Genomic DNA, 11560 nt, shown 5'->3' on the forward strand with positions numbered 1-11560 from the left:
CCGTGTCTTATTTGTCACCACATGAAGAATTAAAAATCACAAATAAAATTAAAATCAGTTTATTTGACTGCTTTTTCGTATATTTCTGGACTCTTGGGCTGGACTTGTCAAATTGGAACTAATTGTCTACTTTTCAGTTTTCAATCAACAGGTAAATGCACAAGAAACCACCCTCAACCCACCGTATATTATTCACACAGAGAATATCGCGGAAATTAATCACGCCTGAATGAAACCAATAAAACCACATTATTTTATTTGCCCAGCCCAATCACTCAGATAATTTTCTAAGCTTATAATCATGATTAAAATAATTAGCTATAAATTGCACTTTTTAATTGCATGGTTTTTTCTTCAGCCGCACTAATCACTATCATTAATTAATATAAAAATGGGCCTTTGTTAGAATAGTCACTAAGTATAAATTAAAGTCAGGAGATGTACTTTTCGAAAAAAGAGGTTATTACTGGTTATTTCACACAGGCAAGAATGCGCCAGAAAGCATGGGGCACCGCTCCATTGATAGGCTACTGGCACATGGGTGATATTTATCAGGAAAGAACTAATAGCTTGTTTCTGCGCATATTTTTCTCTTTCCAAATCCCCTCAAAACGCGCCGCATTGCTGGCGGTATAACGTACCGTGTGGCGGATGTTACGATGCCCCAGATAGTCCTGTATTAAGCGTGTATCAATCCCGTTGTCTGCCATGGCGAACCCACAGGCATGGCGCAACATGTGAGGATGTGAACATAACGGCAGTCCTGCTCTTTTCCCCAGCGCATTGATAATGTTGTAACCCTGTTGACGTGAAAGAGGTTTACCATTTCGTGAAATAAACAGTGAATCATCATCCAGCGAGGCCCAGTTCTGGCGGGTGTTAAGCCATAACTCAAGCAGGCTCACCTCACAAGGAATCATAGGATGAATGGTTGAAAAACCATTCTTCAGACGGTGAATATTGAGCGTCCGTGTCGGTAAATCAATATCTGACAGCCGCAGTTTTAACAGTTCGCTGATGCGGAATCCGTGAAGATAACACATGGCTACCATGCAGCGATTACGTTCGGGATTCAAACCTTGTTTGGCCGAATCAAGCAGGCGTTGAACTTCATCGGTAGTAAGATAGTTGCGTTGGGACATAGCATGACCTTATTGTTGACAACCGAATGCTTTATAAAAAACGCGACATATTGACTCGCTTTTATGGTGAGGGATTAGCACAAACGATGGAGCCAATCCTATTATGTCGATACTTCGCTCATTGATTTTAAAATAAAAAAATCCGCAGCTTATTTTGGTAAACTCCAAAAGCTGTGATTATTTTAACAAGCCATTTTATTATAGTTGAAATCTTACAAAACCCGTCTGGCAAAATCCTTTTAGCCCGAGAAATTATCCATAAATCTAGCTATCGATATGTATTAATGAGTTACACAGTATAACCACAGGCTATGGATTATTTCACGCAATATAATCGACAAAGTTTTCCTGTGAACCGTTTCATGACAAAAGTTGTGAGGCTGGGAAATTAAGAGGTGACGAGTAAACGCTGCGGGAAGATTAGCTATCTTCCCGCAAGGGTGAGGATTTAAAGCGGGGATGTACCATTAAAGCGAGCCGAAACCTTGCGCAACAGACGAGCAAGCATCGGCTCAAGTGTTAGCACCAGCAGCATTTTCAACGGACGACGTGCTACGGATTTTATCGCCCATCCCGCGACGCCCGCAGGGCCATAACGCAGAGCGGCCAAAAACACGAGTTTACCGATAATTTTCAGGCCTGGTTTTGCCTTATTGGCAGTCGTCTGGAATTTGGACATGTGTCCTCCTGGGGGAAATAGTCAGCCATATGCCCTCACCCCGGCCCTCTCCCACAGGAGAGGGAGAAACCGAGTTAAAGCTGGCGGAAACGGCTACGTAACGTGAAGGTATCAGAGGTTATATAGCGTTCCATGGAACGCAAACGCTGCTCGCCCGCCGCCAGTTGGGCGTCAACTTCGTCGAGCAAATCTCGGTTGGTCGGTTGCGGCTTTTCTTGCGAAGCCCCCGCAGGCATTGGGTCAAGGATAAAGGTCAATGCGATGTAGGCCACCAAAACAAAGAAGAACAGGCCAAATACCATCGCCAAAACAGTAATCAGGCGTACCAGCTTCACAGGCACATCAAGGTATTGTGCGATACCCGCGCACACCCCTTTCACCATCCCTTTTTCTGGGATGCGCCACAGTTTGCGACCGGAAATTGATTTCACCATTATTTATCTCTCCAGTTCGGATGTTCAGCATCAAGGATCTGTTCCAGCGTCTGAATGCGCTCACCCATACGTCGTGCTTCATCAGTCAGTTGCGCCAACCGCTGTTGTTCGCCCTGAGAAAGTTGCCCGCCATTTTCGGCACGGTTGTTGTAGTGCAGCCACAGCCAAATGGGAGCGACGAACAACACAAAAATCGTTAATGGGATGGCAATAAAAAGCGCGCTCATGTGTACTCCTTACAAGTCAGCCTTGACTATGGCGCCGTTTCCCGACGCCGCAGTCAGTTAATTACCCACGATCCTGGTTGTTCATTTTAGCTTTCAGCGCCGCCAGTTGTTCGCTGATTTCGTCGTCAGCTTTCAGTTCAGCAAACTGTGAGTCGAGGTTTTTCTGTTTGCCAAAGCTGTGGCTTTCCGCTTCTGATTCCATTTGGTCGATTCGGCGCTCAAAGGATTCAAAACGGGCCATTGCTTCGTCGATCTTTCCACTGTCTAACTGGCGACGAACATCACGGGAAGAAGAAGCGGCCTGATGACGCAGTGTGAGTGCCTGCTGGCGCGCGCGGGTTTCGCTGAGTTTGTTCTCAAGCTCACCGATCTCTTTTTTCATACGCGCCAGTGTTTCATCAACATGTACTACTTCATCTTCCAGGGTAGCAATCATGTCGGTCATTTTTTGCTTTTCAATTAATGCCGCACGCGCCAGATCTTCTTTATCTTTACGCAGCGCCAGTTCCGCTTTTTCCTGCCATTCAGCTTGCTGTGCCGTCGCTTGTTCTACACGACGGGAGAGCTGTTTCTTTTCGGCCAGCGCACGCGCAGAAGTGGAACGCACTTCAACCAATGTATCTTCCATTTCCTGAATCATCAGGCGTACTAGCTTCTGCGGATCTTCTGCTTTCTCAAGCAGCGAGTTGATGTTGGCATTCACGATGTCGGCAAAACGAGAAAAAATACCCATAATTCAATCCTCTTTAGTCATTATTTCAGGTGCCTGGCACCCTGCACGAAATGAATATTGCAAGTGATGTGCCAACTTTTTATTTTATTGATTTTAATAGAAATGATTAAATTTGACTCGCTACCCACAACGTATATAGTGGTTAAATTCACTAACTATTGGTTAATTTAATCATGGCAGATAGCAAAGATAACCTGATCGGCGAGGCAAACAGTTTCCTTGAAGTGCTGGAGCAAGTCTCCCGTCTGGCTCCGCTGGAAAAACCGGTGTTAGTGATTGGCGAACGCGGCACCGGCAAAGAGCTAATTGCTAACCGTCTACACTTCCTGTCGCGTCGTTGGCAAGGGCCGTTTATTTCACTTAACTGCGCCGCGCTGAATGATAACTTGCTCGACTCTGAGCTTTTTGGACATGAAGCTGGCGCTTTTACCGGCGCGCAAAAACGCCATCCGGGACGTTTTGAACGAGCCGATGGCGGCACGTTGTTTCTGGATGAACTGGCGACCGCGCCGATGATGGTGCAGGAAAAATTGCTGCGCGTAGTGGAGTATGGCGAACTGGAGCGTGTCGGCGGTAGCCAACCGTTGCAAGTCAATGTACGGCTGGTTTGTGCCACTAATGCTGATCTGCCTAAACTTGCCGAAGAGGGTAAATTCCGCGCCGATTTACTTGATCGCCTTGCCTTTGATGTGGTCAAACTGCCCCCGCTGCGCGAGCGCCAGCCCGATATCATGTTAATGGCCGAGCATTTTGCCATTCAAATGTGCCGAGAGTTACAGCTTCCCCTATTCCCGGGGTTTACTGAGCAAGCACAGCAAACGCTGCTTAATTACGGCTGGCCTGGCAATATTCGGGAATTAAAAAATGTGGTAGAGCGTTCGATGTATCGCCACGGTACCAGCGATGAGCCCGTTGATGAAGTGATCCTCGATCCGTTTGCGCGGCAGTCGGTTGCTGTGCTGTATCACGATGAAACACTACCCACATTACCGATGGATTTGCGTGGTTGGCAAAATCAGCAGGAAAAGGCGTTACTGGAAAAAAGCTTACAACAGGCGAAATATAACCAGCGCAAGGCCGCCGATTTACTGGGGCTGACTTACCATCAATTACGTGCACTGCTTAAAAAGCACGACGTTGTTCAACCTGAATAAGGAGTAGCTTTGCCATCAAAACGCTGTAAAAAACAACATCGCCCGGCCTTTTTTACCGGCATTGATTATAAAAAAAGCAAAATAGCCTGACATATTTTGGGAAGCCCTCAAGAGTACGATACACTTTGGCTATCACCCGTGAAAACTCAAAAACTTATGCGCGCAATTGTATCTTCCCTGTTACTGGCAGTGAGCTGCCTGAGTGGCGTAGCTTTTGCTGCACCGCCAGCTGAAACACCTGTCCAAAAACCAGCAGATATCCGTAACAGCGGATTTGTTTATTGTGTCAGCGGTCAGGTCAATACCTTTAATCCGCAGATGGCGAGCGGTGGTTTGACTGTCGACACCCTTGCCGCACAGTTATATGATCGATTATTGGATGTCGATCCATATACTTACCGCCTGGTGTCCGAGTTAGCAGAAAGCTGGGAAGTGCTGGATAACGGTGCCACTTACCGCTTCCATTTACGCCCAAACGTGCAGTTCCAGACCACTCCGTGGTTTAAACCTACTCGCGCACTCAATGCCGATGATGTGGTATTCAGTTTCCAGCGTGTTTTTAATCGCGACCACCCATGGCACAACGTCAATGGGGGTAACTACCCTTATTTTGACAGCCTCCAGTTCCCAGACGCGGTAAAAAGCATCCGTAAACTGGATAACAATACCGTTGAGTTCCGCCTTGAGAAACCTGATGCGTCGTTCCTGTGGCACATGGCGACTCACTACGCATCCGTCATGTCTGCGGAATACGCAGCGCAACTGACCAAAGCCGATCGAAAAGAGATGATGGATCGCGAACCTGTTGGCACCGGGCCATTCCAGGTGAGCGAATTTCGTTCCGGACAATATATTCGCCTGGCTCGTCACCCTAAGTTCTGGCGCGGTGTACCATTAATGCCGCAGGTAGTGTTGGACTTGGGTTCTGGGGGCACAGGACGTTTATCTAAACTGATCACCGGGGAATGTGATGTTCTCGCCTATCCTGCCGCCAGTCAGTTGACCATATTGCGTGATGACCCGCGTTTGCGTCTGACTTTACGTCCAGGCATGAACATTGCCTATCTGGCTTTCAATACCAATAAAGCGCCATTGAATAATCCTGAAGTGCGCCATGCGCTGGCGCTGGCGATTAATAACCAGCGTCTGATGCAATCTATTTATTACGGCACTGCTGAAACTGCTGCGTCTATTTTGCCCCGTGCATCATGGGCTTATGACAGCGATTCCAAAATCACCGAATACAATCCCGCCAAAGCTCGTCAGCAGTTAAAAGCTCTGGGGCTTAACAATCTGGAATTGCGCTTGTGGGTGCCAACCAGTTCACAGGCATGGAACCCGAGTCCGTTGAAAACCGCAGAGCTTATTCAGGCAGATATGGCTCAAATTGGCGTGAAAGTCATTATCGTGCCAGTCGAAGGCCGCTTTCAGGAAGCGCGTTTGATGGACATGAACCACGATCTCACGCTGGCAGGTTGGGCGACTGACAGTAACGACCCGGATAGCTTCTTCCGCCCAATGCTAAGTTGCGCGGCGATTCGTTCACAGACCAACTATGCTCGCTGGTGTGATCCTAAATTTGATGAAGTCCTGCAAAAAGCGTTGTCTTCTCAAGAACTGGCATCACGTATTGAGGCTTATCGTGAAGCGCAGGATATTCTCGCCCAACAATTGCCGGTATTACCGCTGGCATCATCGCTGCGCCTGCAAGCCTATCGCTACGACATTAAAGGCCTGGTGCTAAGTCCGTTTGGTAACGCATCGTTTGCGGGCGTATCCCGTGAAAATGTTGAGGTGAAAAAACCATGATCATCTATACCCTGCGCCGCCTGCTGCTGTTGCTGGTGACGCTGTTTTTTCTGACACTTATTGGCTTTAGCCTCAACTACTTTACCCCGCACGCACCATTACAAGGCGCGTCGCTGTGGAACGCGTGGGTGTTCTGGTTTGAAAGTATTCTGGACTGGGACTTTGGCGTATCGAGCATTAATGGTCAGTCGATTAACGAACAGTTGAGCCTGGTCTTCCCGGCTACGATGGAGCTCTGTTTGCTCGCTTTCGGCCTGGCTTTGCTCATCGGTATTCCGGTGGGGATGCTGGCTGGTATCATGCACAACAAATGGCAGGACAGGCTGATCAGTGCGCTGGCTCTGGTTGGCTTTTCGATTCCCGTATTCTGGTTTGCACTATTACTGACGATGTTTTTCTCACTGACGTTAGGCTGGCTGCCAGTCTCAGGGCGTTTCGATTTACTCTATGAAGTGAAGTCTGTCACCGGTTTTGCATTAGTTGACGCCTGGTTGTCGGACTCGCCATATCGTGACGAGATGATTATGAGTGCCATCCGCCATATGATTTTGCCGGTCGTGACGCTTGCAGTCGCCCCCACCACCGAGGTGGTGCGTTTAATGCGCATCAGCACCATTGACGTATTCGACCAAAATTACATTAAAGCGGCCGCCACTCGCGGATTATCGCGCCTGACAATCCTGCATCGACACGTATTACATAATGCGCTGCCACCGGTTATCCCCCGTCTCGGCTTACAATTTTCAACCATGTTAACGCTGGCGATGATCACCGAAGTGGTGTTCAGCTGGCCGGGGCTTGGGCGCTGGCTTATCAACGCCATCCGTCAACAAGACTACACGGCCATCTCTGCTGGCGTGATGGTCATCGGTTCATTGGTTATCATCGTGAATGTTATCTCCGATATTTTGGGTGCTATGGCTAACCCACTGACACATAAGGAATGGTATGCCTTACGATAGCGTCTATCGCGAGAAACGCCCGCCGAGCACACTGCGACTGACCTGGCGAAAATTTTACGGCGACACCACAGCGATGATTGGCCTGTATGGCTGTGGGGCGCTGGTGCTGTTGTGTGTATTCGGTAGCGTTTTTGCACCTTATGGCATCGACCAGCAATTCCTGGGTTATCAGTTGTTACCGCCGTCCTGGTCACGCTATGGCGACGTGTCGTTCTTCCTGGGAACTGATGACCTTGGGCGCGATGTATTAAGCCGTTTATTAAGCGGTGCCGCGCCGACGGTCGGTGGCGCGTTTGTTGTGACGTTGGCTGCCGCTGTATTCGGCATTGTTTTGGGTGTTTTTGCTGGTTCTACTCATGGGCTGCGCTCTGCGGTGATGAACCACATTCTCGATACATTGCTGTCGATTCCTACCCTATTGCTGGCAATCATTGTGGTGGCGTTTGTCGGCCCACATCTGGTTCACGCCATGTTTGCAGTCTGGCTGGCGCTGCTGCCGCGCATGGTACGTTCAGTCTATAGCGCCGTACATGACGAGCTGGAAAAAGATTACGTGGTTGCCGCTCGTCTGGATGGCGCATCAACGCTTAATATTCTGTGGTTCGCGGTGATGCCTAATACCGCCGCCATTCTGATTACAGAAATCACCCGTGCGTTGTCGATGGCCATTCTGGATATTGCTGCGCTAGGTTTTCTCGATTTGGGTGCACAGCTTCCGTCGCCGGAATGGGGCGCAATGCTGGGTGATGCACTGGAGCTGATTTATGTGGCTCCGTGGACCGTCATGTTGCCCGGAGGGGCTATCATGGTAAGTGTACTTCTGGTCAACCTGCTGGGCGACGGACTACGCCGCGCAATAAATGCGGGGGTGCAATAAATGCCATTACTTGATATCCGAAATCTGACCATCGAGTTTATGACCTCCGAAGGTTGGGTCAAAGCCGTCGACCGCGTCAGTATGACCCTCAACGAAGGGGAAATTCGCGGCCTGGTGGGTGAATCAGGCTCGGGCAAGAGCCTGATTGCAAAAGCCATTTGCGGTGTCACAAAGGACAACTGGCGCGTCACGGCAGACCGTATGCGTTTTGATGATATTGATTTGTTACGGCTGAGCGGACGAGAGCGCCGACGTCTGGTTGGCCATAACGTTTCGATGATCTTCCAGGAACCCCAATCTTGCCTTGATCCCTCAGAGCGTGTGGGTCGCCAGCTGATGCAAAATATCCCAGGCTGGACCTTTAAGGGTCGCTGGTGGAAGCGTTTTGGCTGGCGTAAACGTCGCGCCATCGAACTGTTGCATCGCGTCGGGATTAAAGATCACAAAGATGCGATGCGCAGTTATCCCTACGAACTGACGGACGGTGAATGCCAGAAAGTCATGATTGCCATTGCGCTGGCAAACCAGCCGCGTTTGTTGATTGCCGATGAGCCAACAAATGCCATGGAACCCACCACGCAATTGCAGATTTTCAAATTACTGACACGTTTGAATCAGTACAACAACACGACGATTTTGCTGATAAGCCACGACTTGCAGATGTTGAGCCAGTGGGCGGATAAAATTAACGTGATGTACTGTGGGCAAACCGTGGAAAGCGCAACCAGTGAAGAGCTGATTGCCACGCCGCATCACCCTTATACTCAGGCGCTTATCCGTGCGATCCCTGACTTTGGCAGCTCAATGCCGCATAAAAGCCGCCTGAATACCATGCCCGGCGCTATCCCGTTACTGGAACACTTGCCGATGGGCTGCCGGCTCGGGCCACGTTGCCCTTATGCACAACGTGAGTGTATCGAAACGCCACGCCTGACCGGGGCAAAAACACATCTTTATGCCTGCCACTTCCCGCTGAATATGGAGAGTCAGTAATGGTCGAAACGCTGCTCGAAGTCCGCAATTTAAGTAAAACGTTTCGTTACCGAACTGGCCTGTTCCGTCGTCAGCACGTTGACGCGGTAAAACCATTGAGTTTCACTTTGCGTGAAAAGCAAACGCTGGCAATCATTGGCGAAAATGGCTCAGGTAAATCCACGCTGGCAAAAATGCTCGCAGGAATGATTGAGCCAACGACAGGTGAAGTGTTGATTGACGACCATTTGCTGCATTACGGCGACTATACCTACCGTAGCCAGCATATTCGTATGATTTTCCAGGATCCCAGTACTTCGCTGAATCCTCGCCAACGCATTTCGCAGATTCTTGATTTCCCACTGCGCCTGAATACTAACCTTGAGCCGGAAGCGCGCCATAAGCAGATTATCGAGACTCTCAGAATGGTCGGGTTGCTACCCGACCACGCCAGTTATTACCCACACATGCTCGCCCCAGGGCAAAAGCAGCGTTTGGGTTTGGCCCGCGCATTAATTTTGCGGCCGAAAGTCATTATTGCCGATGAAGCGCTGGCGTCACTTGATATGTCAATGCGTTCGCAGCTCATTAACCTGATGCTGGAATTGCAGGAAAAACAGGGAATTGCCTACATCTACGTGACTCAGCACATTGGCATGATGAAACATATCAGCGACCAGGTGATGGTGTTACACCAGGGTGAAGTTGTGGAACGCGGTAGTACAGCCGATGTTCTCGCCTCCCCGCTCCACGATTTGACTAAGCGCCTGATTGCCAGCCACTTTGGCGAAGCGCTGACGGCCGATGCGTGGCGCAAAGATCGGTAAAGTTATCCCAAACCAGGCTATTAATTGAAGTGTATTTATGAGCGTATGACGCGATATTGCGGGCAACTGCAGAATTTTCTACGTTGCCCGCGGTTCAAATATTCTTGTTACCAGAATACATTAGCCTGCAGACCAACCGCCCATGTGTCGCTGGAATGGCCGTTTTCAAAGGCGTTTCCAGTATCATCCCAGTTATCGGTGCTGCTATCAAAATAACTGGCGAACAGACGTAGTTCAGGTTTGTCTCGACCGAAGGATAACGCCTGGGCGACGGTGTACTTCGAACCACTACGTTCATAGTTTGTGCCATCCACCGTTTTCTCATCATCGAAGTAACCTAGCTCAACATAGGTGCGGGTATAGTCCGACCAGTGATAGGTAACTTTGGCACTGGCGGAAACTGTTGTACCATCCCCTGTTTTGCCATCCCACCGCTCAATATCGTTGGCAGCTGCATAATTGATGGCATGACTCAGATCCCAGTCTTCAGCCAGTGGAATTACGCCATAGTTACGCATTGCCCATCCGTTACCACTTTTCACTGTGCCATTCAATGTATCAGCGGCGCCGAAGGTGACCCCTTGCAGAGCTGAACCATCCGCATAATATTGCACCACGGTATTGTTGATACCCTTCTCAAAGACCTGCTGCTGCAACATGACCATAGCGGTCTGACCGTCAGAATAATCATGGTTGTTATGCTGAATTTGCTCATCACTGGCATCAGCATTGAGGTACTTATAGCCCACAGCCAGGCTAGCGCCACGCCACAATGGCTGACTGTCATACATCAACTCCAGTTGGTTGGAATCGACTAAATCATCAATATCTACACTGTCGAGATCGCCATCAGCTCCCATTGAATTATCTTCTTCAATATCACGATGCAGCGCGGCTATTGACAATTTTCCTTGCCCTACCGACATTTTTTCAATACCGCCGCCAACGTTTGTCTTATTCCAGAAGAAATAATCGTTAGCATCAATGCTGTATTTATTGTACTGGCGAATACCGACCCATGTTGTTTCATCAAACCCCATGAAGTTACGGAACTGCATATTCAGATTCTCCCAGCCAAATGGGTTATCCCCATTATTACTGTTAGAGTCGCCATCATACATATTAATCATGGTCTGTATGTAAACAGATTGGCTACCTGCATTATATAACTCTTTACCAAAGCCAATTTCGGCATAGGTATCAAATTCGTTACCAAGACGACCTAGTTTATTTTTCTGGAAACTACCACCGACAGCTTCGTTCATCGAACCACTTTCTCCACCGGCAATCCCTGAGCGAAAATAGCCAAAGAAATCAATACCTGAAAGTGGATCTGTGAAAGCTACGCTTTTAGATGCAGGCTCCGCAGCCTCACTTGCAAATACAACTGAGGGGAGTACTGAAAGTCCTACGGACACAGCAAGGGGTAAGAGTTTTATCTTCATTATATTTCTTCCTGAATTAAAATAATCAATGCAAAGTTAGAGCAACTCCAGAATAACAACAGGCATGGAAAATACATCACACAAGCCACAGAACGAGTGCCTGTTATTAAAATTAGCAATATCAAATTATTTTTACACTATATCCCTCAGCAGGATAAATAAGCCACAACAAAACCATTGAGATTTATTCAAAAATAAATTTCACTAGTTATAATAGTTTTGTGAGCAGCGTAACGAAAATAGGATTTTATTAGATGCAGGTCTCATAAAACGAATGGGGGAATACTGTCTATTTAGAC

At 48.5% G+C, this 11560-nt stretch carries 12 protein-coding genes; 6 read left to right on the forward strand and 6 right to left on the reverse strand.

All coding sequences use genetic code 11. The annotated features are described in order from the left end of the window. Positions 1-551 precede the first annotated feature (551 nt). From MES37_RS21415 to pspA, 5 genes are all read right to left on the reverse strand, one after another. Entirely contained in the window at positions 552-1142 is a 591-nt protein-coding gene (locus MES37_RS21415) for a tyrosine-type DNA invertase (RefSeq protein ID WP_064546426.1), read from the reverse strand. 448 nt (positions 1143-1590) lie between these two features. Continuing rightward, positions 1591-1821 carry a phage shock protein PspD gene (pspD, locus tag MES37_RS21420; protein ID WP_237932609.1) on the reverse strand — a complete coding sequence of 77 codons (231 nt, stop codon included), beginning with the start codon at positions 1819-1821 and terminating at the stop codon, positions 1591-1593. 74 nt (positions 1822-1895) lie between these two features. Then, on the reverse strand, positions 1896-2255 hold the full coding sequence (gene pspC, locus MES37_RS21425) for an envelope stress response membrane protein PspC (RefSeq protein WP_064546422.1): 360 nt from the start codon (positions 2253-2255) through the stop codon (positions 1896-1898). After that, entirely contained in the window at positions 2255-2482 is a 228-nt protein-coding gene (pspB, locus tag MES37_RS21430) for an envelope stress response membrane protein PspB (RefSeq protein WP_064546420.1), read from the reverse strand. Before pspB ends, pspC begins: the two co-directional genes overlap by 1 nt. 61 nt (positions 2483-2543) lie before the next feature. Next, positions 2544-3215, reverse strand: a complete 672-nt coding sequence (gene pspA, locus MES37_RS21435) for a phage shock protein PspA (protein ID WP_064546418.1) — start codon at positions 3213-3215, stop codon at positions 2544-2546. Between the two features lie 173 nt (positions 3216-3388). On the opposite strand from pspA, the gene pspF reads away from it, so the two are divergent. From pspF to sapF, 6 genes are all read left to right on the forward strand, one after another. Further along, positions 3389-4369 (forward strand): phage shock protein operon transcriptional activator, encoded by a 981-nt coding sequence (gene pspF, locus MES37_RS21440; protein ID WP_237932610.1) that lies wholly within the window; start codon positions 3389-3391, stop codon positions 4367-4369. Positions 4370-4525: 156 nt separating this feature from the next. Then, on the forward strand, positions 4526-6178 hold the full coding sequence (sapA, locus tag MES37_RS21445) for an ABC transporter substrate-binding protein SapA (protein ID WP_064546414.1): 1653 nt from the start codon (positions 4526-4528) through the stop codon (positions 6176-6178). Continuing rightward, complete coding sequence (gene sapB, locus MES37_RS21450) at positions 6175-7140, forward strand: putrescine export ABC transporter permease SapB (protein ID WP_064546413.1); 966 nt, start codon at positions 6175-6177, stop codon at positions 7138-7140. The genes sapA and sapB overlap by 4 nt, the downstream gene beginning before the upstream one ends. Next, a complete protein-coding gene (gene sapC, locus MES37_RS21455) occupies positions 7127-8017 on the forward strand; it encodes a putrescine export ABC transporter permease SapC (protein WP_064546411.1) in 891 nt (296 codons plus the stop codon). The genes sapB and sapC overlap by 14 nt, the downstream gene beginning before the upstream one ends. Beyond that, complete coding sequence (gene sapD / locus MES37_RS21460; RefSeq protein WP_064546409.1) at positions 8018-9010, forward strand: putrescine export ABC transporter ATP-binding protein SapD; 993 nt, start codon at positions 8018-8020, stop codon at positions 9008-9010. Next, positions 9010-9816, forward strand: a complete 807-nt coding sequence (gene sapF, locus MES37_RS21465; RefSeq protein ID WP_064546407.1) for a putrescine export ABC transporter ATP-binding protein SapF — start codon at positions 9010-9012, stop codon at positions 9814-9816. Before sapD ends, sapF begins: the two co-directional genes overlap by 1 nt. Positions 9817-9923: 107 nt before the next feature. On the opposite strand, the gene MES37_RS21470 is transcribed toward sapF, so the two are convergent. Continuing rightward, a complete protein-coding gene (locus tag MES37_RS21470) occupies positions 9924-11261 on the reverse strand; it encodes a carbohydrate porin (protein ID WP_237932611.1) in 1338 nt (445 codons plus the stop codon). Between the last annotated feature and the right edge of the window lie 299 nt (positions 11262-11560).

The sequence above is a fragment of the Buttiauxella sp. S19-1 genome (assembly GCF_022134725.1).
GTDB classification, from domain to species: Bacteria; Pseudomonadota; Gammaproteobacteria; order Enterobacterales; family Enterobacteriaceae; genus Buttiauxella; species Buttiauxella ferragutiae.